The sequence below is a fragment of the Flavobacterium sp. GW823-FHT06G12 genome, from assembly GCF_058794775.1.
In genome coordinates this window covers 413,782-435,188 of sequence record NZ_JBXAHE010000001.1, presented here as the reverse complement: position 1 = coordinate 435,188, position 21,407 = coordinate 413,782, and the positions used below count along the sequence as shown (strand labels likewise).

Here is a 21,407-nt window from a genome sequence, read left to right as displayed (position 1 = left end):
AACTTTCAAAAACAATAAAAATGAAAAACCATTTTTTAAAATATACTTTTTTGGGTCTTGTCGTTTTGATGAGTCCAAAAATTGAGGCACAAAACAAAGCAGAAAAGGTTGATGAATTATCCATTTATCGCGCTACTCCTTTAAAAACACACGATTTAATTCATACCAAATTGGAAGTTTCATTCGATTATGGAAAACGTTATTTGTACGGAAAAGAATGGATTACTTTAAAACCTCATTTCTATGAAACCGATTCGCTTAAATTGGATGCAAAAGGAATGGATTTTAAAGAAATCGCTATTATTGATGGCAAAAAAAGCATTCCGTTGCAATACAAATACGATAACGAAGAACTTTCAATCGCTTTAAACAGAAAATATAAAAGCACAGAAAAGTACACGATTTTCATCAATTACACCGCAAAACCAGCAGAATTGAAAAGCAAAGCGGGCGAATCGATTACCAACTCAAACGGATTGTATTTTATTAATCCTGACGGAAAAGGTGACAAACCAACACAAATATGGACGCAAGGCGAAACGGAAGCTTCTTCTTGCTGGTTCCCAACAATCGACAAACCAAATCAGAAAACAACTTCTGAAATTGCGATGACTGTTGAGGCAAAATATACAACGCTTTCAAACGGTAAATTAACCTCCCAAAAAGTAAATAAAGACGGGACAAGAACTGATATCTGGAAAATGGAACAGCCAAATGCGCCTTATTTATTTATGATGGCCGTTGGAGATTTTAAAATCTATAAAGATTCATATAACGGTAAAGAAGTCAGCTATTATTTGGAGCCAAAATATGCGCCTTATGCCAAACAGATTTTTTATAAAACGCCAGACATGATGAATTTTTACGGAAAAATGCTTGGCGTAGAATATCCTTGGGCAAAATATGCGCAAATTGTGGTGAAAGATTATTTTGGAGGTGCGATGGAAAATACTTCTGCAACAGTTCACGGAGAATATGTACAAAAAACAGAACGAGAATTATTAGATGACAATCAAGAAAGTACCATTGCTCATGAGCTTTTTCATCAATGGTTTGGAGATTACGTAACGGCTGAGTCTTGGTCAAACTTAACCATGAACGAATCATTTGCCACTTTTGGAGAAGTTTTATGGCATGGTCACGATGCCGGACAAGATGGTGAAGACAGATCTCGTTATGAAAAATTGCAGAATTATTTACGTTCTCAAAAAAATGGTGACAGCCCTATTTTAGCGCGTTTTCATTACAGAAACGCAGACGATATGTTTGATAATATCAGCTATTCTAAAGGTTCTATCATTTTATATGCCATGAAAAATCAAATGGGTGATGAAGCCTTTTTTAAAGGACTAAATCATTATTTAACCACAAATGCTTATAAATCTGGCGAGCCGCATCAGCTCCGTTTATCGATGGAAGAAGTAACTGGAAAAGACTGGTTGCCTTATTTTAATCAATGGTATTACAATGCCGGAAGCCCGATTCTGGATGTGACTTATAAATACGCTAATGGAAAAGTTACCATTACCATAAGTCAATCTCAAGATAGTTCGGTGCAAACCTTCACACTGCCTTTAAAAGTTGATTTTTACGTAAACGGAACTAAAATTAGAAAGGATATTTTAATTGATAAAAGACAACAAAGTTTCAGTTTTGATCTTCCTTCAAAACCTGAATTTATTGATTTAGATCCAGATAAAATCTTAGTTGGAGAAGTGAATGTCGATAAAAAAACGGCTGCTGATTATCTTTTTCAGTATAAAAATGCGCCATCGTATTATAACCGAATTGAAGCTATAAAATTTGCTTCAAAAGACAGAAGTCAGGAATCACAACTTATTTTACTGGAAGGTTTAAAAGATCCTCAAGAAGATTTGCGAGTAATGAGTATCAAAGCAATTGATTTAAATGAAAAACAAACAAAAGATCAGGTTTTAAAAACACTTCTTGATATTGCTAAAAATGATAAAAAAACAATTGCCAGAGCAAATGCAATTGTAAAATTAGCTTCTACAGGCGATGCTTCTTATAAAAATTTAATGGAAGAAAGCATTAAAGAACAATCATATAACGTAATTGCAGCTGGATTAGCAGGATTAACAAAGTATGCGCCAGCCGAATCAGATAAAGCATTAGGTTCATTAGATGACGACACCAAAAAACATGTAACGCCATTAATGAAAAGATTTAGTAGTCAAAAATAATTATTAAAAGTCCTTTAGGTCTGTTTTTGTTTTTGAAAACCTCTCTAATTTGGTTCATTAGAGAGGTTGTTTTAAAAAATTATCTAACAATAATCACTCATGAAAATTAGCTTCTTAAAACCTATAACAATCCTTTTTCTTTTGTTCGGATGGACAATTGCATCCGCACAAATGATTAAGACTAAAACTCCTGCACGTGCAAAAGGACAGCAAGATGTATTGAGAATGGCCGCAGATCCAATTCCAACCGTTCGCGTCGCTTTTATCGGACTTGGAATGCGTGGTCCGGGCGCTGTCGAGCGTATGACACATATTCCGGGTGTTGAGATTGTAGCGTTGTGCGACATGACTCAAGAAAATACTGCAAAATCAAATGAAATTTTAACGAAAGCTGGTTTTCCAAAAGCACAAGAATTCTACGGTGACGAAAATGCTTGGAGAAAAGTAACGGCCTTGCCAAACGTAGATTTAGTATATGTGGCCACAGATTGGAAACATCACGCTGTAATTGGAGTTCAGGCTATGAAAGACGGAAAACATGTTGCTATAGAAGTTCCAGGAGCTTTAACTATGAAAGAAATCTGGGAACTGATCGACACTTCTGAAAAAACGAGAAAACATTGTATGCAATTGGAAAACTGCGTTTATGATTTCTTCGAATTAACAACATTAAACATGGCACAACAAGGTGTTTTTGGCGAAATTCTTCATGCTGAAGGTTCTTATATTCATGGTTTACAACCTTTCTGGGGAGAATATTGGAACAACTGGAGAATGGATTACAACATCAAACACCGTGGTGATGTTTATGCGACACACGGTATGGGGCCTGCGTGTCAGGCACTAAATATTCACCGTGGTGACAAAATGAATTTCTTGGTTTCTATGGATACAAAAGCCGTGGGAAATCCTGCTTACATTAAAGAAAAATCAGGTCAGGAAATTAAAGATTTTAGAAATGGTGATCATACCATGACGATGATTCGTACTGAAAACGGAAAAACAATCCAAATTCAGCACGATGTGACTTCTCCTCGTCCCTACAGCAGAATGTATCAGTTGAGTGGTACAAAAGGTTTTGCTAACAAATATCCATTAGAAGGTTATGCTTTGGATGGAAAAGAATTAGGTGATGATGTAAAACCAAATCACGAAAAATTAAGTGCTCATTCTTTTGTTCCTGAAGAAGTAAAAAAAGCATTAATGGAAAAATACAAACACCCAATTGCTAAAGGAATTGAAGAACAAGCCAAAAAAGTAGGCGGTCACGGCGGAATGGATTTTATTATGGATTATCGTTTAATTCATTGTCTCCAAAAAGGACTTCCACTTGACATGGACGTTTACGATTTAGCCGAATGGTCTTGTTTAGGTCCTTTAACAGAAATCTCGCTTGATAACGGTTCTGCTCCTGTAGAAATCCCGGATTTTACTCGCGGAGGCTGGAATAAATTGAAAAAATTAGAGTTTTCAGAGTAATAAATATTTTGGTGGTTAGTTATTGCAGAAAAGGGTGCTCTTTGTTAAGAGCACCCTTTTCTATTAATTTATAAAATTCCTTAGGAACTATTTATGTTATAGCAACGGATTTCAATCCGTTGAAAAAATGATATATCACAATTCAGGAGTTCCGTAGGAACGATTCATATTATAATTTTATAAAATGGATCGAACCGATGGTTCTTTTTCCTTTCTATTCCTTTTAAACTGGATTAAAATCCAGCCCTACCATATGGATCGAGCCTAATGGCTCTTTTTTACTTCCAGTTGAAAGTAATTTTCTTTTCGATTTCACTGCTTAAACTTAAAAATACTGGGCAAGTCATTGCAGCACGTTCTAAAATAGTTTTACTTTTTTCGTCAGCGTTGCTTTTCATTTGAAATACAATTTCGATTGCTCCAATTCTTCTAGGTTCTGCATTCATAATTTTAGTTACTTCTGCTGTAGATCCAACAAAATCAACTTCTAAATCACGAGCTTTGATTCCCATAATTGTCATCATGCAACTTGCTAATGCGTTCGCTACAGTATCTGTTGGAGAAAATGCTTCTCCTTTTCCGTTATTATCTAATGGTGCGTCAGAAATGATTTCGCTTCCTGATTGCACGTGAATTGAACTTGTTCTTAAATCTCCTAAATAGGTTACTTTTGATGTCATTAATTTGCTACTTTTAAAGTTAAGTCACTATCATAATATAAGATGTAAACGCCTTTATTAGCGTGTCCGCCATCTTCTTTTCTATAATATTGAAATTTATTATCTACTTGCTGAGTTGTCATCATATCAGCAGTTTCTTGGAATGTTTTTCCTTGAGACAAACGCATCATCGTGTCAAATGTAACGTCAAATCCTCTTGTTGCATAAGTTGTCGGATTTGCTTTGTTTTTTAGACGATACTGCTTTTCATAAATTAAAACGGGTTGTTCATCACTTTCACGAGTTACAGAAGGATACATTAATTTCAATTTTACCAAATTATCAAAACTAATTTCGTCTGTATCTAATGTGCTATTTGGTTCCAAAATTACCAATTGAACTTGGCATGTTTTCTGAGAATCAAGTAAAGCTTTTATAGTGGCTTTAACCATTGCAGTATTACCTGTTTCCATTACCACATAATTCAATCGATTAGGAATCAATAAGCTTTTTAAATTAGCTACATCCAAACCACCTGTTTCTGTTAAAGAAGCAAATGCAACTCCTTTTTGGTTTTGTTTGATGTAATTAATAACCGATTCTTTTTTCTTATCTACTACCGCAACAATATTACCGTTTTTAGAACGCATATAATCAAAAATAGAATTTCTGATCACGTCATTTGAAGGTATTGTTTGATACAAATTGTCAATTGGATTGGCGCTATCTTTTGATAAAGGCGAAATTACAGGAACATCGTACGAACGCAACATGTTTGCTGTCGTTTCTGCATTACTTTGGTAAAATGGTCCAATTACAGCATCTGCATCTTGCAATTTCGGAGTTAAGCCTACAACATTAGAAGTTGTTTTAGTTTCTTGCGAATCGTAAATAGCAACATCAATTGGAAGTTTCAATGTTTTTGCAGAATCAATCGCCATCATAGCTCCAGCATAAAAATCTAGAGTCATGTTTAAGAACTTATCGTTTTTAATTCTGTTCGCTGTTCCAGAAGTATCACTTTGAACTTTAGCCAAATTAAACGGAAGCAATAGAACTACTTTTTTACGCTCATTAAGCCCTTTCTTTTTGGTCAATTCTACAATTTCTACATTTTCATTTTCAGTCGATTTTACTTTATCAACAATTTTAATTCCTCCTCCTGTATTTTCAACCGGTTTGTACACTGAAGAATCAGCTGGTTTATCCGGTACTTGAGCAGCAACAATTGGAGCTGGAGCAATATATCCAGCAGGAACTTTCAAAACCATTCCTTCTTTTACACCTTCAGAAAGTGACGGATTTAAGGCAACTAATTCATCTTGTGTTAAATGAAAAACCCTTCCCAAACTATAAAAAGTTTCTTTTGGCTTTACTTGATATTCCATGTAAGTAACTGCTTTTTTAGAAGTTTCAGCAGACTTTTTACTTTCTACAGCTTTTGCAGGTTCTGCAGGAGTAGATTCTGTTTTAGGAGCTGTTCCTTTTATGGTTAATCTGTAACCAACTGGCAGGCTTGAAACAATATCTGGATTGCGTTTTTCCAATTCGTCAACAGTCATATTGTACTGTTTTGCAATACCAAATTTTGTTTCTTTTGGCTGTACATCGTGATATACATATTTTTCAGCACCTTTTTCTTTAACTGGTTTTTCTGCTGTTTTTGACGTAGAGCCTTTTGCAGGAATAACCAATTTTTGTCCGATTTGAACGCCCGTTTTTTCTAAAAATGGATTTGCCGCTTTTAAAGCTTCATCTGAAATTCCGTACTTGTGTTCAATGCTGTAAAATGTTTCTTTAGGCTGCACTTCATGGATTATTTCTTTTCCTGAAGTTGCAGGAGTTTTAGTTTCAGAAACTTCTTTTTTTGCTTCCCCTGTTTTTGTTGGAATCAACAGCACAGAGTTTGGCACCAATCCTGTTCTAGCATCTGGATTGAGCTGGTAAATATCATAAGGTGTTACCTTAAATTTTTGTGCAATCTGATTAATTGTCTCACCGCTTGACACTTTATACTTCACCACTTTTTCTTGCGAAAATGCGCTTGAAGTTATAAAAAATACAAGAGACAATACTGTTAAATAATATTTCATAATAAGGCTTAAAACAATTTAATTTCTAATTCTAAAATAAGTTACAATTTTACTAAAAGCAAAATTCACGCCGTTTGTTTATTGCTGTAAAAATTACCTCAAATCGATTTCTACTTTAGCAATAATGATTTCTTTATATAACTCATCTTCTTCTTTTTTCTTGCATTTATAAAGCACTTCTTCCATGTTTTCGAACTTATCGGCATAAACATAGTACGAAAGACTGTTGATATTGAAAAAGAAACTAGCGTTAAATTCGCCAGAATCAATGAGTTTCATTATGAGCTTATCGCGGTCAACTGCGTCTGTAAATATACCTAAAACTAAGTAATACCCGTTTGAAACTTCTCTAAGATTATCATAAACTTCTACTTTTACAGTTTTGTCAGTTCTTAAAGGATTGTCTTTCAATTCCTGTTTCATTTCTTCTAATGAAATTATTTTTGAATTTTCAGCGGTATTATTTTTCTTCTGTTTTTTAACCGCTTCGTCTTGATATTTCTTTAATTTCACCAAAGCCAGTTTATCATCAAATTTTCTAGCTTCCATGCTATAATAAGTAGCTTTGCTGATATGTCTTTTTACTTCAATTTTTTTCTGAGTATCCAAAGAATCTATTTTTGCAATCAAAAGCTGATTTTGCTTATCTCCCTGCTCCTGCTCTATTTTATATTTTTTTATTTCTTCTAAAGATAAACGCTGCTGTAGAGATGTTGTAGTATTATTTTTTTCGCTTTCGCGGATTTTTTTCTTATACTCCTGATTTTCCTCAACTGCAATTTTTTCCACTTTATTCATCAAACCTGCATAAGCTTTTCTATTTTCTGCTAGTTCTTTTTTCAGTTGAGACGATAATTCATTGGTTTTATTGATTCCTTCAGAAGACTGTTTTTCTAGTCTTTTAGATTCTTCAACATTTAAAATATCCATTCGCTTCAATTCCTTCAAATCATCATTCATTGAACTGACAAGCGAGTCTAATTTTGCCATTAAAACATCCTGAACATTTTTATTAGCTTCTAAAACCAGACGCAATTTTTCAACCGAGTTTTCTTTAGAACCATTCATATCATTCAGATTTACTTTCAAATCATTAATTTTTATAATTTTCTGATTCATTTCTTTCTGAACAACCAAACGGTCTTTCAAATCTTCAATTTCTACTGCTTTCGCTTTTGTTTTTTCTACTACAACCTGTTTTTCTGCCAAAGCCAGCATTAACTCTTCGCTTTCATTTACTGGTTTAATTTCTTTGGTATTAATGGCTAATTTATTTCCAACAATTAATCCGTTTACAATTTCAGGATTTTGAGATTCTAACTGATCTATCGAAATTCCGTATTTCTTTGCAATCGAAAACTTGGTTTCCTTAGGTTCAACCACATGAAAAACCGTTTCCTGATTAATGACACGAACTCTTCCGTCTAGCGTTTTTCTTTTGTTTGGAATTGAAATCGTCTGTCCAATTTGCAATCCGTTAATTAAAATATCCTTATTTAGGTTTTCTAAATCTTCAACCGAAACATTGTATTGTCTTGCAATGCTAAATAAAGATTCTTTGGCTACAACTTGATGTGTACTTTTTGAAGAAACTGCAACTTCAGATTTGGCTGTACTATCTGAATTTTGAGGAATTATTAACTCTTGACCGATTTGAAGTCCATTGGCTAGAATTTCTTGGTTGGCATTTTGGATGGCTTCTACCGAAACATGATATTGTTTTGACAAACCAAACAATGTTTCTTTTGGCGCAACAATATGGGTTTGCTGCTTTGAAGTTGTGTTTTCTGAGTGGTGAATTGGAATCTTTAAAACCTGATTGTCTTTGATTCCGTTTTGCGATTCGGGGTTGAGTTTGTAAATCTCGTCTACAGAAACCTTGTATTTTTGGGCAATGAAAAAAGCGGTTTCTCCTTTTTGAATTCTGTGTTCAATTATTGCATCTTGTGCAGTTATTTTGTTAAAAGACAAAACAAACACAAGAGAAATCGTTAAAAGTTCTCTCATAAATAGTAGGTTATAAAAAATTAAGGCCTTACAAATGTAAGACCTTAATTTTAAATTATGCTACTATTCCCACTCAATTGTTGCAGGTGGTTTTGAACTAATATCGTAAACTACACGATTCACGCCTTTTACTTTATTGATGATATCATTTGACACTTTCATCAAGAAATCGTAAGGTAAATGAACCCAGTCAGCAGTCATACCGTCTGTCGATTCTACAGCTCTAAGCGCTACTACTTTTTCGTAAGTACGCTCATCACCCATAACACCAACACTGTTTACAGGAAGCAAAATTGCTCCAGCTTGCCAAACTTTGTCGTATAATCCCCAAGATTTTAATCCTTCGATAAATACAGAATCTACATCTTGTAAAATCTGTACTTTCTCTGGAGTAATATCTCCTAAAATTCTAATTGATAATCCTGGTCCTGGGAAAGGGTGTCTTCCTAACAATTCAGGATCTATTCCTAATGTAGCTCCAACTCTTCGAACTTCGTCTTTAAACAACATTCTAAGCGGTTCTACAATTTTTAATTTCATATAATCTGGCAATCCACCAACGTTGTGATGCGATTTAATTGTTGCAGATGGTCCTTTTACCGAAACAGATTCGATAACGTCTGGATAAATAGTTCCTTGAGCTAACCATTTTACGTCTTCTAACAGGTGTGATTCATCATCAAAAACTTCGATAAATACACGACCGATTGTTTTACGTTTTGTTTCTGGATCACTAATTCCAGCTAATTCGCCAAGGAAACGATCTCCAGCATCTACACCTTTTACGTTCAATCCCATTCCTTTGTATTGATCTAATACATTTTGGAATTCGTTTTTACGAAGTAAACCGTTATTAACGAAGATGCAATATAAATTTTGTCCGATTGCTTTGTTTAATAAAACTGCTGCTACAGTAGAATCTACTCCTCCAGATAAACCAAGAACTACTTTATCGTTTCCTAATTTCTCTTTTAGTTCTGCTACCATTTCGTCCACGAAAGCATTTGGAGTAAAGTTTTGAGGAACTTCAGCAATTTTAACTAAGAAGTTTTCCAGCATTTTCTTTCCATCTGTTGAATGGTAAACCTCTGGATGGTATTGAATTGCATAAGTAGTTTCGCCTTCAATTTTGTAAGCTGCAAATTCTACATCATGTGTGCTTGCAAGCTTTACAGCATTTGTTGGAAGCGCTTTGATACTATCGCTATGGCTCATCCAAACTTGGCTATTTTCTGAAACTCCTTCAAAGAAAGTTTCACCTTCTTTAATGAAAGACAAGTTTGCTCTTCCGTATTCTCTTGTGTTTGAAGCAGCAACTTCTCCACCACTAAAGTGTGCTAAATATTGTGCTCCGTAACAAACAGCAAGCAAAGGCATTTTACCTCTAATTTGCGATAAATCAGGATGCGGTGCATCTTCTCCTCTAACAGAGAAAGGACTTCCTCCTAAAATTACGGCTTTATAACTTGATAAATCACTTGGAATGTGATTGTAAGGAAAAATTTCGCAGAATATATTTAATTCGCGAACTCTACGCGCAATAAGCTGAGTATATTGCGACCCGAAATCTAAAATAAGTACGTTGTGTTGCATGCGCAAAAGTACTTTTTATATTTGAAATTGAAAAATTGATTTTTGATTTTTTTTCTGAAAGATCTTCAACCTGTAAAACATCTAAAAAAATATCGAAAATTGCACTCCTCATTCGATAAAAACATTAAGTTTTCTTTTCAATTTATTTAAGATTAAAATGGGATATAGCTCGTTTAAAGTGTTAAAATAATTGCTATATTTGATATGGTTATTCGTTTTAGCTACCAATATTATGGATAACAAACCCAATCCCACCTTTAAATCAAATTCTTAATACGCTTAAAGCATTTTATTATCTTAAGTCTCAGTTTATAATTTATTTTTTTTAATTTAAATTAAATTCAAGTATGAGGTCATTTATGATAAATACTTTAAAGGTAATTTTGATTTTTCAGTGCGTGCAGATTACAGCACAAACAACTGAACAAAACCAATTGCCTGAAGTATGGAATCTTGAACAATGTATTGCTTATGCAAAGCAGCAAAACATTCAAATTAATACCTTACGGCTCACTACTAAATCGACAGAACAGGATTTACTATTGTCGAAAGCTGCAAAGTTTCCTAATCTTTTAGGAAATGCTTCGCAAACTTTTAATAATGCAAAAAATGCCGATTTAGTAGTAGGAGGTTTTCAGTCCCAATCAAGTTTTGCGGGCAATTATTCATTAGGATCATCTATGGTGCTGTATAATGGTGGCTATCTAAATAATGACATAAAACAGAAAGATCTCTATATCAAATCTGCGCAATTTAATGCCGAAGCTGCCGAAAATGATATTATCATTCAAATTACACAAGCTTATCTAACCATTTTGTTAGCAAAGGAAAACAGTGTATACCTAAACGAGATTCTCGAAACTTCGAAAGCGCAACTGAAACTAGGAGAATTAAAATATAATGCAGGAAGTATTGCTAAAAAAGATTATGTTTTACTAAAAGCACAATTGGCAACAGATAATTTTAATCTGATTACCTCGCAAAACACCGAACGTCAAAATGTTTTAACCTTAAAACAATTGTTACAGCTTCCGTCAGGATATGAATTAAATATCAGAAAACCAGAAGTTCTGGATGCTACCCTACCTATAGTTAACCTTGAAGAAGCTCAAAAAACAGCCTTAGAACAAAGACCAGAAGTAAAAAGCAGTTTGATAGAAAAAGAAGCTGCCGATCTGCAATTACAAAAATCTAAAGCTAGTTTTCTGCCTACACTTAGTGCAAGCGGAACTTTGGCTTCGGGATATTCAGATAATCAAAAAACACCATATCCGACTCAAATAGACAACAACTTTTATCAACGTTTGGGGCTTTCTTTAACAGTTCCAATATTCAATAACCGAATAGCTAAAACAGGAGTCGAAAAATCAAAAATTGCTATTGATCAGTCCAAACTTAATGTTACCAATACAGAAACAGTATTATCGCAAAAAGTAGAACAGGCTTATATTAATGTACTCAATGCACAATCTCAATATACAGCAGCACAGGAACAACTTGATGCCAATACCGAAAATTATCGAATTGCAAACGAACAATTGCGATTAGGAGGCATTAGCACTGTAGATTATTTGCTCGAGAAAAATTTATATGTTCAGGCATTTCAAAATTTCATTCAGGCGAAATATAATTCTGTTGTAAGCTTAAAAATATACGATTTCTATAAAGGTGATCCAATCAAACTATAAAAAGAGCAAAATGAAAAAAAGTAAATTAGCAATTCTCATCATCATTGGAGTTTTACTCGTAGGATCTATAGCATATTTTATTTTTCATAAAGATAGTAATAAAGTAGAACTGATTACAGAAAAACCGCATTACGGAGATATCGCAACGAGTGTAACCGCAACTGGAAAAATACAGCCTGTAGATACCGTTGCAGTAGGAACGCAAGTTTCGGGAACCATCCAAAAAGTATTTGTTGATTTTAACTCAGTTGTGAAAAAAGGACAGCTGCTGGCGCAAATAGACCAGTCTCTTTTTCTAGCTCAAGTACAGCAGATCGCTGCCAATTTGCAATTATCAAAAAACAACCTTGGTTACCAGCAATCCAATTTCAACAGACAAAATGAATTGTATAAAGCAGGCGGAATTAGCAGGGCTGATTATGAAACGGCAAAAAACCTTTATGATGTTGCGAAAGACAATGTAAACAGTGTCGCTGCACAATTGCGATCTGCAGAAAAGAATCTTTCGTACACCAATATTTATTCTCCTATTGACGGAACTGTTTTATCTAGAAAAGTAAGCGAAGGACAAACCGTTGCGGCGAGTCTTAATACGCCTACCTTATTTAGCATTGCCAAAGATCTAAGCAAAATGCAGGTTCGGGCATCTGTTGATGAAGCGGATGTGGGCAATGTAAAAGTGGGCGAAAATGCCACTTTTACCGTAGATGCTTTTCCCGATGATGTCTTTAAAGGAACTGTAATCGAAATACGTTTGGAACCCACTATTTCGTCAAATGTTGTTACGTATACTACCATTATCAATGCTCCAAATGATGATTTAAAATTAAAACCTGGAATGACAGCCAATATTATTATTTATACCAATGAAGTAAAAAATACCTTGCTTATTCCGGCAAAAGCCATTGCTTTCCAACCTGATTCTACATTAGAAAAACAGTTTAAGATAAGGAAACTCTCTTTACGAAATCACAAAGGCGAACACAAAGGCAAAAACGGAAATAAATATGGTGGCAATTCAGGATTAAACAATAAAACTCTCGACACTATTGACCATAAAAAAGCAATTGTATGGAAAAAAGTAGGCGATTCGATAATTCCAAAACACATACGAATAGGATTAGATGATGATATTAATGTTCAAGTCATTAGAGGATTAACAGCTCCAGATGAAATCATTACGGGAGTAAATGCATTAAAACAAACTAAAGGCGCTAAATCAACAGAATCAAGTCCGTTTATGCCAAAACGAGGTGGCGGCGGTGGAGGAAGAAGACAATAGCAACAAACCACACAAAAGCAATTGTAATGAAAAAAAAGATTCTTGAAATACAAGACCTTAAAAGAGAATTCACCATGGGATCTGAAACTGTAAGAGCTTTAAAAGGCGTTTCTTTTGATGTCATGGAAGGTGAATTTATTACCATTATGGGAAGCAGTGGTTCTGGAAAAACAACTATGCTTAATATTTTGGGATGTTTGGACAAACCATCAGACGGTAATTATATACTCGATGGAGTCAATGTCAAATCATTATCCAAAACTGAACTGGCGGCTTTACGAAACACTAAGATTGGTTTTATTTTTCAGTCCTATAATCTTTTAGCACGCACTTCGGCAATAGAGAATGTTGAATTGCCATTATTATACAATTCTAAAGTTTCTGCAAAAGAAAGACGAGAAAGAGCTATAAATGCTTTAGAAGCTGTAAAATTAGCTGATCGATTAGATCACTTTCCAAATCAGCTTTCGGGCGGACAACAGCAACGTGTAGCCATTGCGAGAGCTCTAGTAAATGACCCTGTGATGATACTTGCAGATGAAGCTACAGGAAATCTCGACACCAGAACCTCATACGAAATCATGGCGCTAATTCAAGAATTGAATTCGAAAGGAAAAACGATAATTTTTGTAACTCATGAACCCGATATTGCTGCCTTTAGCAGTAGAACTGTCACACTTCGCGACGGAAGGATAACGAAAGACTTTAATAACCAAAACATAAAATCGGCCGTACAAATGCTAGCCGATTTTCATGTAGACGAAGATTATAAATATGAAAATAGCTAATCTTTTTCTAATCGCCTTAAAAGCGCTTCGACGCAATAAACTTCGTGCATTATTAACCATGCTCGGAATTATTATTGGTGTTGGCTCTGTAATTGCAATGGTTGCAATTGGTCAGGGATCAAAAAAAAGCATTCAGGATCAGTTGTCTAGTATGGGATCTAATATGATTACCATTAGACCAAATAGCAATGTATCGGCAGGAGCACGTTTAGATATTTCGAGCGTTCAGACCTTGACACTTAGTGATGTTGAAGCACTTAAAAAAGAGTCAAAACATTTAAATGCTATTTCTCCTGCAGTTTCCAGCAAAGGTCAGGCAATTAATGGTGCGCTAAACTGGCCAACGAGTATGCAAGGCGTGAGTGTTGATTATCTCAAAATTAGAGATTGGCCACTTAAGGAAGGAATTATTTTTAGAGAATCTGATATTCATACCGCAAACAAAGTCTGCTTAATTGGACAAACCGTTGTAGACAATATATTTCCGTATGGCGTAAATCCTATCGGGCAAATCATTCGTTTTAATAAAATTCCGTTTCGAATTATTGGAGTTTTGCAATCAAAAGGAGAAAATGCATTTGGGCAGGATCAAGACGATATTATCATTGCGCCTTATACCACAGTACAAAAAAGAATAACAAACTCTATTTATCTCCAAAATATTTATGCCTCAACAACAGACGAAAGTCAGACACAATTGGCAACAGATGAAATCGAGCAAATTATGCGCACAGCACATCGATTAAAAGCCAATGACGACGATGATTTCTCTGTACGAACACAAGCGGAATTAATCAACACTTTTAGTTCAACAAGTCAACTACTAACAGTATTGTTAACTGCAATATCGGGAATTTCGCTCTTGATTGGAGGAATAGGCATTATGAATATTATGTATGTTTCGGTTACAGAACGAACCAAAGAAATCGGTTTACGTATGTCTATTGGTGCAAACGGAAGAGATATTTTATTACAATTTTTAGTGGAAGCAATTTTAATCAGCTTAACTGGAGGATTAATTGGAATAGTTTTAGGAATTATAGCATCAGAATTAATACAATATTTTCTGCACTGGCCTACTCTAATTTCTGAATCTTCTGTAATACTTTCATTTTTGGTTTGTGCTATCACAGGTATTTTCTTTGGTTATTATCCTGCATTAAAAGCGTCAAAATTAGATCCAATAGAAGCATTGCATTATGAATAGCTTTTTTTTTTAAGATGCTAAGTTGCTAAGATTCTAAGCTTCTAAGTTTTTTTTCTGATCTTAGAGAAAAACTTAGTGAATTAATACCTTCGCAAAAAATCCAAGCGTTCCAAAAAATCGTATCTACACAAAACCGTATAAATTTAACTATGAAATCAAAATTTATTGTCTTGAACGTTTTTTTGTCAATTTTATTTTCTTCTTGTAATACTGTAGATGACTTATTGACTTTTACTATTTCGAATAATGCTTCGATTAAAATTCAAAGCACCACTCCAATTAATCTTCCTTTAGAAATTATTACGCCAGAAGTCACAACCAATTCTTCAGCTGAATTTCAAAATAATAAAACAAAAGCAAGTTTAGTAAAAAATGTTAAAATCAAATCATTAAAACTAACAATTACAGATCCTTCAGACAAAACTTTTACGTTTTTAAAATCAATTCATCTGTATATTTCAACAGCAAATTCAGAAGAAATTGAATTAGCGTATGCAGACAATATTAATGTATCGAGCAATTCAGTTGATTTAATTTGTACAGACAAAAGATTAGATGAATACATAAAAGCAGATAGTTACAAAATAAGAACACAGGTAACATTAAAAGAGACTTTAACAAAAGATGTAACGGTAAAAGCAGATATGAAATTTAAAGTTACTGCAGATCCATTTTAATCTAAGGCGCTAAGTTTATAAGTGACTAAGTTTATAAAATTTCAAATATAAAAAGAGAGGTTCTAAAAATATTAGAACCTCTCTTTTTATATTTTCACAAAATGAAAAACTTAACACCTTAGCAGCTTAGTTTCTTAACACCTTTAAAAGAAAACCAATTCTTTTCCTTAATTTTATAAGGCCCTTTACATCATTGCTTGATTTATATTAAAATATAATTATTAAGAAAGTTAATCATAACCAATGTATACTTCTGAATATTAATTTTAAAAATATAACACATGAGTAAAATAGTTGCCGAACAATTAGTCGACATGTTGGTAGAAGCCGGAGTAAAACGCGTTTATGCAGTTACCGGAGACAGTTTAAATCATTTTAATGATGCCATACGCAGAAATGGAAAAATAAAGTGGATTCATGTACGCCATGAAGAAGTTGGAGCGTATGCCGCTGCCGCTGAAGCCGAACTCGACGGATTTGCTGTTTGCGCCGGAAGCTGTGGTCCAGGACATGTTCATCTAATTAATGGCCTGTACGATGCAAATCGTTCTCACGTGCCTTTGCTTGCCATTGCTTCTACAATTAATACTGGCGAAATGGGTATGGATTATTTTCAGGAAACCAATACTATCAAACTTTTTGATGATTGCAGCTATTACAATCAAATGATTATGACAGCTGAGCAAGCGCCTCGCATTATTCAAACTGCTATACAACATGCTTTAGGAAAAAAAGGTGTTGCAGTTATTGGTTTACCAGGTGATGTTTCTCAATTAAAAGCTGTAGAAAGCAACATCTCAACTCAGTTTTTTCATTGCAATCCTATAATCCGACCTTCTGATACTGAATTACAGCAATTGGCAAAAGCCATTAACGAAAGCACAAAAATAACTCTATTCTGTGGTATTGGAGCCGAAAAAGCTCATGATCAAGTCGTACAATTATCACAGCATATTAAAGCTCCCGTAGGATATTCTTTCCGCGGAAAAATGAGCATTCAACCCAATAACCCTAACGAAATAGGGATGACAGGTTTATTAGGGCTTCCGTCTGCTTACCATAGCATGCACGAATCTCATTTGGTTTTATTGTTAGGAACAGATTTTCCTTATGATAAATTCATGCCTTCTGATAATAAAATTATTCAAATTGATACAAGTTCTGAGCGTTTAGGCCGAAGAGCCAATCTTTATATGGGATTATGCGGTGACGTTGCCGATACTATAGAAGCTTTACTTCCGCTCCTAGAAACCAAAACCGATGATAGTTTTTTAAACGCTCAGTTAAAATTCTACAACACTGTAAAAGAAAACATGAATACTTATGTCAATGATAATGGCGGAGAAGACACAATTCAACCCGAATATGTAGCGCACATTATTGACAAATTAGCTTCTAAAGATGCAATTTTTACTGTTGATACCGGAATGTCGTGTGTTTGGGGTGCTCGCTTTATTAAAGGAACTGGCGAACGAAAAATGCTAGGTTCTTTTAATCATGGATCAATGGCTAATGCAATGCCAATGGCAATTGGCGCAGCTCTTGCTCATCCCGAAAAACAAGTTATTGCCATGTGTGGTGACGGAGGTTTATCAATGCTACTGGGAGATTTGGCTACGATACATCAATACAATATTCCTGTTAAAATTATTGTATTCAACAATCGCGCTTTAGGAATGGTCAAACTAGAAATGGAAGTTAATGGTCTACCTGATAACGAAACCAATATGGTTAATCCAGATTTTGGTTTAATTGCTCAAGCAATGGGTTTTCAGGGCATAAATGTTCATAAACCCGAAGAAGTTGAGACAGCAATTCAAAATGCTTTTAACCATAATGGCCCTGTATTATTGAATGTATTTACAAATCCGAATGCTTTGGCAATGCCTCCAAAAATAGAATGGGAACAAGTTGTAGGTATGGCAAAATCAATGACAAAATTAATGCTTGGAGGGAAAATGGAAGAAGTTTTTGATACCATAAAATCTAATTACAAACACCTTAAAGAAGGTTTATAAAATTGTACTAATTTAAAAAGAGCCATCTTATGGATACAAACAGTACAAAATCGTACACCAAATATTATGTCATTGCTTGGGTATTTGGTCTTATTTTTTATTTTTTAGATTATGTAATACGTTCTGCTCCAGCGGTAATGCTTCCAGAACTTTCGCAAACTTTCTCAGTAAATGAAATTAGATTAGTTACCATTATTGGCACGTATTATTACACGTATTCTACCTGCAGTTTAATTGCCGGAATCGCACTCGATAGATTTGGAGCCAAATATTCTCTCTTTGCAGGAGCTTTCATTTTAGGAATTGGCTGTTTATTATTTATGATTTCGAGTCAGTTTTCGGGTGTTGCTGGCCGATTGCTTCAAGGTGCCGGATGTGCTTTTGCTTTTCCAGGCTGTGTATATCTTGCCAGTAAAGGATTTTCGGCAAAATCGTTGGCAACAGCAATTGGATTTACACAATGTCTTGGAATGCTCGGAGGTTCTGCTGGGCAATTTGTGGTTGGGCCTTGGATAGAAGAAGGAATGCACATAGACATTTTCTGGCTTTTAATCGGAATTTTTACCATAATTGTGGCTTTTGGCCTTTGGTTTGTAACTCCAGCCGATATAACAGAGAAAAAAACAGAAAGTGTAGTAAAAAAACAAGGTATTTTAGAACCTTACAAAATCGTTTTTAGCAATCCGCAATCTTGGTTCTGCGGCATAATATCGGGATTATTATTTGCTCCAACTACAATATTTGCAATGACTTGGGCTGTAGATTTTTTTCAGAAAGATCGTGCTTTAGATTTTCATACCGCAACCATATCAAGTGCAATGGTAGCTTTTGGCTGGGTATTTGGATGTCCGCTCTTAGGATATATTACAGACAAGCTAAAAAGGCGAAAACCAGTTTTAGTAGCTGGCGCCTTATTGATGATTATAACCTTAATACAGTTACTGTATTTTCCCGATTTTCTGACCACTAAATACAGTATGTTCTTATTAGGTGTAGCTTCTGGAGCAGCCATGATTCCTTACTCAATAATAAAAGAAGCCAATCCAGATAATGTAAAAGGAAGTGCCACAGGAGCCATTAATTTTATAACTTTTGGCGTAACAACACTTTTAAGCCCATTATTTAGTCGCCTATTTGGTCAAACTTTAAATAATACTCTAAATAAAGCGCTACATTTTCAGCAAGCTGGTTTGTTTTGGATTATTGGCATTACGATAGCTATTTTGATAAGTTTTCTTTTGAAAGAAACAGGTGAAGGAAAACACGTAAATTCTACTAAGATAGTTATCTAAAAAAATAAGATAAGATCAAAAATGGTCTTATCTTATTTTTTTATCTTCTTTTTTATTCCTCTTTTTTATTCCTCTTTTGTAACAACAATCGACGCTTTAAAACCTGCGGCAAGATTATCCCAATAATCATTTGTTACCAAATTACCCTTATCGTCGTATACTTGTATTTCTGCAGTATTACCTCCTAGCGTACCAATATTTAGAGCTTCAAAATCTAATTTGTTAAAGCCTTGCCCAAGATTAATTTTTACTTGTTGGAAACTAGCATCTAATAAAATTCGGTCTCTTATAACTGCTCCATTGCAAGATACTTTCACTAAATCGCCATCAATTGCTCCAAAATCTCGAAATTTCACTATAAAATATTCTGATTTCGTTTTAAAGTCTCCCAACGAAATATTTTTCTTTACTAAGACACCTCGTCCTTCTCTTAAACCAGCATCTTTTAGACTTTTATCCAAATCCTTTTCCATTTTTGCTACATAACGATCCCCTGGATTAGCAAAATCTGTTTCTGTAGACATGGTAAATTTGCTTTTTTCTTCTCCAATCTGAAATTTTGATTTTGGAGTTATCGTTGTATTTTCAAAAACATTTGGCGTTTTAATACTTGGTATATCAAGTTCATTTGCCTGAGGATCTTTTACATCAGGAATCGGAGTCTTTTTAGGCTTTGCCGTAAACTTTCCCCCAGGAATAGTCTTGAATTTAGTATTAAATTCGACTTGGGCAGATACTGACATTGCAGTAAAAAGTAATATGAAAAATAAAATGTGCTTCATTGAAAAAAGTATTATCGAATCGGCTTTTATAATTAATATAAACCAAAAGTCTAGCATCACAAAAATAGTATAATTTCGTTAGTTGCTGCAACTTTAGGAGTTTTATAACATTAAATTAAGCTAATTTTTGGAATCAAAAAACCTGCCAAACTGATTTTTTAATTTGTAAAAATAAATTCCCTCTCTAAAATTCCAAATTTTCAAAAACCACTTTTAAGAACACTTCTTTTTTCTCTCAAACCAAACTCAGCATTTTGATTATTAACAACTTATTCTTACCTTCAAGTCTTTATTTACCATTTATAAAATAACAACAAAATGGATTATATAGATTATTACAAAGTACTAGATGTTACCAAATCGGCTACAGAGGCAGACATCAAAAAAGCATATAGAAAACTGGCGCGAAAATATCATCCAGATTTGAATCCGAATGATAAAGAAGCCGAAAAAAAATTCAAAGAAATTAACGAAGCCAACGAAGTTTTAAGCAATCCAGAAAACAGAAAAAAATACGATAAGTACGGAAAAGACTGGAAACATGCCGACGAATTTGAAAAAGCAGGCTACGATCCTAATCAACAGCAAAGCAGACAGCAGGGCGGCTATCAATATTCTGAAGGCGATTTCTCTGGTTTTGGAGGCGGAGACTTTTCTGGAAGTGATTTTTCGGAATTCTTCAATTCTATGTACGGCAGTGGCGGAAGAAGCAGATCGCAATCTAAATACAGAGGTCAAGATTTTAATGCAGAACTAGAATTAGATCTGGCAGAAGCTTACACAACGCATAAACGAAACTTGTCTGTAAACGGAAAAAACATTCGAATTACAATTCCTGCCGGTGTTGAAAACGGGCAAATAATAAAAATTCCAAACCATGGCGGACCTGGTGTAAATGGCGGTCCAAATGGCGATTTGTACATCACTTTTGTAATTTCTAACAATTCAGATTTTAAACGTGAAGGAAATAATCTGTATGCTGAAGCGCCGATTGATTTGTATACAGCAGTTTTAGGAGGAGAAACATACATTAATACTTTTGATGGAAAGGTAAAAATTAAAGTTCCCGCAGAAACACAACCAGGAACAAAAGTAAAACTGAAAGGAAAAGGTTTTCCCGTTTATAAAAAAGAGAATCAATTTGGCGATTTATACATCACATACACTATAAAAATTCCAACAAAACTGTCGGATAAAGAAAAAGAATTATTTGAAGAATTAGCAAAACTAAGAAAGTCATGAAAAATAAAAACTTAATCCAGATCAAACAGTTTTGTATTTATCACGAAATTGAAAATACGTTTATAACCGAACTTCATAATTACGGACTCATTCATATTATTACCCAAGAAAACGATGAATTTTTGGAACCTGAGCAGCTTCCAACAGTAGAAAAAATGATTCGAATGCATTATGATCTCAAAATTAATCTAGAAGGAATTGACGCCATTGCCAACCTTCTAAATAAAATTGAAGCCTTACAGCAAAATTTAAATACGGTTCAAAATAAGCTTCGCCTTTACGAAGAAAAGCAAACCGAATAACGATTAAATATCACAAAAAAGCTTGATTTCTGAATTGATTTCAAGCTTTTTTTAATAGCTGTAAAAAGCATAATTCCTAAATTGCACCATCTTT

The 21,407-nt window shown here is 34.3% G+C and carries 16 protein-coding genes; 11 read left to right on the top strand and 5 right to left on the bottom strand.

Annotated elements, in window-relative coordinates:
- The first annotated feature begins 20 nt into the window (after positions 1–20).
- Together AC1Q5Z_RS01830 and AC1Q5Z_RS01825 are read left to right on the top strand one after the other, a co-directional pair.
- On the top strand, positions 21–2,204 hold the full coding sequence (locus tag AC1Q5Z_RS01830; protein WP_492443586.1) for a M1 family metallopeptidase: 2,184 nt from the start codon (positions 21–23) through the stop codon (positions 2,202–2,204).
- A gap of 99 nt (positions 2,205–2,303) precedes the next feature.
- Positions 2,304–3,683: a Gfo/Idh/MocA family protein gene (locus AC1Q5Z_RS01825; protein WP_343588563.1), complete on the top strand. Its 1,380-nt coding sequence runs from the start codon at positions 2,304–2,306 to the stop codon at positions 3,681–3,683.
- A 278-nt stretch (positions 3,684–3,961) separates the two neighbouring features.
- Here the strand turns inward: AC1Q5Z_RS01825 and AC1Q5Z_RS01820 are convergent, their stop codons facing one another.
- The 4 genes from AC1Q5Z_RS01820 to guaA all read right to left on the bottom strand — a co-directional run bounded on the left by AC1Q5Z_RS01820 (position 3,962) and on the right by guaA (position 10,035).
- Positions 3,962–4,363 carry an OsmC family protein gene (locus AC1Q5Z_RS01820; RefSeq protein ID WP_198857006.1) on the bottom strand — a complete coding sequence of 134 codons (402 nt, stop codon included), beginning with the start codon at positions 4,361–4,363 and terminating at the stop codon, positions 3,962–3,964.
- Positions 4,363–6,435, bottom strand: coding sequence for a LysM peptidoglycan-binding domain-containing protein (locus AC1Q5Z_RS01815; RefSeq protein ID WP_343588562.1), 2,073 nt, complete (start codon positions 6,433–6,435; stop codon positions 4,363–4,365). Before AC1Q5Z_RS01815 ends, AC1Q5Z_RS01820 begins: the two co-directional genes overlap by 1 nt.
- Positions 6,436–6,528: 93 nt before the next feature.
- Positions 6,529–8,442, bottom strand: coding sequence for a LysM peptidoglycan-binding domain-containing protein (locus tag AC1Q5Z_RS01810; RefSeq protein WP_343588561.1), 1,914 nt, complete (start codon positions 8,440–8,442; stop codon positions 6,529–6,531).
- A 63-nt stretch (positions 8,443–8,505) separates the two neighbouring features.
- Positions 8,506–10,035, bottom strand: a complete 1,530-nt coding sequence (guaA, locus tag AC1Q5Z_RS01805) for a glutamine-hydrolyzing GMP synthase (protein WP_492443582.1) — start codon at positions 10,033–10,035, stop codon at positions 8,506–8,508.
- Between the two features lie 359 nt (positions 10,036–10,394).
- Here guaA and AC1Q5Z_RS01800 point away from each other — a divergent pair, with 359 nt between their 5' ends.
- From AC1Q5Z_RS01800 to AC1Q5Z_RS01770, 7 genes are all read left to right on the top strand, one after another.
- The gene (locus AC1Q5Z_RS01800; protein ID WP_492443580.1) at positions 10,395–11,723 is read left to right on the top strand and encodes a TolC family protein; all 1,329 of its coding nucleotides are present in this window, start codon (positions 10,395–10,397) and stop codon (positions 11,721–11,723) included.
- 10 nt (positions 11,724–11,733) lie between these two features.
- Complete coding sequence (locus AC1Q5Z_RS01795; RefSeq protein ID WP_492443578.1) at positions 11,734–13,005, top strand: efflux RND transporter periplasmic adaptor subunit; 1,272 nt, start codon at positions 11,734–11,736, stop codon at positions 13,003–13,005.
- Positions 13,006–13,031: 26 nt separating this feature from the next.
- Entirely contained in the window at positions 13,032–13,793 is a 762-nt protein-coding gene (locus tag AC1Q5Z_RS01790) for an ABC transporter ATP-binding protein (protein WP_177210289.1), read from the top strand.
- The gene (locus AC1Q5Z_RS01785; RefSeq protein ID WP_177210290.1) at positions 13,780–15,000 is read left to right on the top strand and encodes an ABC transporter permease; all 1,221 of its coding nucleotides are present in this window, start codon (positions 13,780–13,782) and stop codon (positions 14,998–15,000) included. Before AC1Q5Z_RS01790 ends, AC1Q5Z_RS01785 begins: the two co-directional genes overlap by 14 nt.
- A gap of 149 nt (positions 15,001–15,149) precedes the next feature.
- Positions 15,150–15,677: a hypothetical protein gene (locus tag AC1Q5Z_RS01780; protein ID WP_492443575.1), complete on the top strand. Its 528-nt coding sequence runs from the start codon at positions 15,150–15,152 to the stop codon at positions 15,675–15,677.
- A 281-nt stretch (positions 15,678–15,958) separates the two neighbouring features.
- A complete protein-coding gene (locus AC1Q5Z_RS01775) occupies positions 15,959–17,695 on the top strand; it encodes a thiamine pyrophosphate-dependent enzyme (protein WP_492443573.1) in 1,737 nt (578 codons plus the stop codon).
- A gap of 29 nt (positions 17,696–17,724) precedes the next feature.
- Positions 17,725–18,987, top strand: a complete 1,263-nt coding sequence (locus AC1Q5Z_RS01770) for an MFS transporter (protein WP_492443571.1) — start codon at positions 17,725–17,727, stop codon at positions 18,985–18,987.
- A 65-nt stretch (positions 18,988–19,052) separates the two neighbouring features.
- Here the strand turns inward: AC1Q5Z_RS01770 and AC1Q5Z_RS01765 are convergent, their stop codons facing one another.
- A complete protein-coding gene (locus AC1Q5Z_RS01765; RefSeq protein WP_492443569.1) occupies positions 19,053–19,769 on the bottom strand; it encodes a hypothetical protein in 717 nt (238 codons plus the stop codon).
- Between the two features lie 318 nt (positions 19,770–20,087).
- On the opposite strand from AC1Q5Z_RS01765, the gene AC1Q5Z_RS01760 reads away from it, so the two are divergent.
- Both AC1Q5Z_RS01760 and AC1Q5Z_RS01755 read left to right on the top strand, forming a co-directional pair.
- The gene (locus AC1Q5Z_RS01760) at positions 20,088–21,011 is read left to right on the top strand and encodes a DnaJ C-terminal domain-containing protein (protein ID WP_198856996.1); all 924 of its coding nucleotides are present in this window, start codon (positions 20,088–20,090) and stop codon (positions 21,009–21,011) included.
- The gene (locus AC1Q5Z_RS01755) at positions 21,008–21,313 is read left to right on the top strand and encodes a chaperone modulator CbpM (RefSeq protein ID WP_492443567.1); all 306 of its coding nucleotides are present in this window, start codon (positions 21,008–21,010) and stop codon (positions 21,311–21,313) included. Before AC1Q5Z_RS01760 ends, AC1Q5Z_RS01755 begins: the two co-directional genes overlap by 4 nt.
- The last annotated feature ends 94 nt before the right edge of the window (positions 21,314–21,407 follow it).

Coding starts and splice junctions, on each gene's coding strand:
- AC1Q5Z_RS01830 (WP_492443586.1), top strand. CDS start 21: ATGAAAAACCATTTTTTAAAATATACTTTTTTGGGTCTTGTCGTTTTG.
- AC1Q5Z_RS01825 (WP_343588563.1), top strand. CDS start 2,304: ATGAAAATTAGCTTCTTAAAACCTATAACAATCCTTTTTCTTTTGTTC.
- AC1Q5Z_RS01820 (WP_198857006.1), bottom strand. CDS start 4,363: ATGACATCAAAAGTAACCTATTTAGGAGATTTAAGAACAAGTTCAATT.
- AC1Q5Z_RS01815 (WP_343588562.1), bottom strand. CDS start 6,435: ATGAAATATTATTTAACAGTATTGTCTCTTGTATTTTTTATAACTTCA.
- AC1Q5Z_RS01810 (WP_343588561.1), bottom strand. CDS start 8,442: ATGAGAGAACTTTTAACGATTTCTCTTGTGTTTGTTTTGTCTTTTAAC.
- guaA (WP_492443582.1), bottom strand. CDS start 10,035: ATGCAACACAACGTACTTATTTTAGATTTCGGGTCGCAATATACTCAG.
- AC1Q5Z_RS01800 (WP_492443580.1), top strand. CDS start 10,395: ATGATAAATACTTTAAAGGTAATTTTGATTTTTCAGTGCGTGCAGATT.
- AC1Q5Z_RS01795 (WP_492443578.1), top strand. CDS start 11,734: ATGAAAAAAAGTAAATTAGCAATTCTCATCATCATTGGAGTTTTACTC.
- AC1Q5Z_RS01790 (WP_177210289.1), top strand. CDS start 13,032: ATGAAAAAAAAGATTCTTGAAATACAAGACCTTAAAAGAGAATTCACC.
- AC1Q5Z_RS01785 (WP_177210290.1), top strand. CDS start 13,780: ATGAAAATAGCTAATCTTTTTCTAATCGCCTTAAAAGCGCTTCGACGC.
- AC1Q5Z_RS01780 (WP_492443575.1), top strand. CDS start 15,150: ATGAAATCAAAATTTATTGTCTTGAACGTTTTTTTGTCAATTTTATTT.
- AC1Q5Z_RS01775 (WP_492443573.1), top strand. CDS start 15,959: ATGAGTAAAATAGTTGCCGAACAATTAGTCGACATGTTGGTAGAAGCC.
- AC1Q5Z_RS01770 (WP_492443571.1), top strand. CDS start 17,725: ATGGATACAAACAGTACAAAATCGTACACCAAATATTATGTCATTGCT.
- AC1Q5Z_RS01765 (WP_492443569.1), bottom strand. CDS start 19,769: ATGAAGCACATTTTATTTTTCATATTACTTTTTACTGCAATGTCAGTA.
- AC1Q5Z_RS01760 (WP_198856996.1), top strand. CDS start 20,088: ATGGATTATATAGATTATTACAAAGTACTAGATGTTACCAAATCGGCT.
- AC1Q5Z_RS01755 (WP_492443567.1), top strand. CDS start 21,008: ATGAAAAATAAAAACTTAATCCAGATCAAACAGTTTTGTATTTATCAC.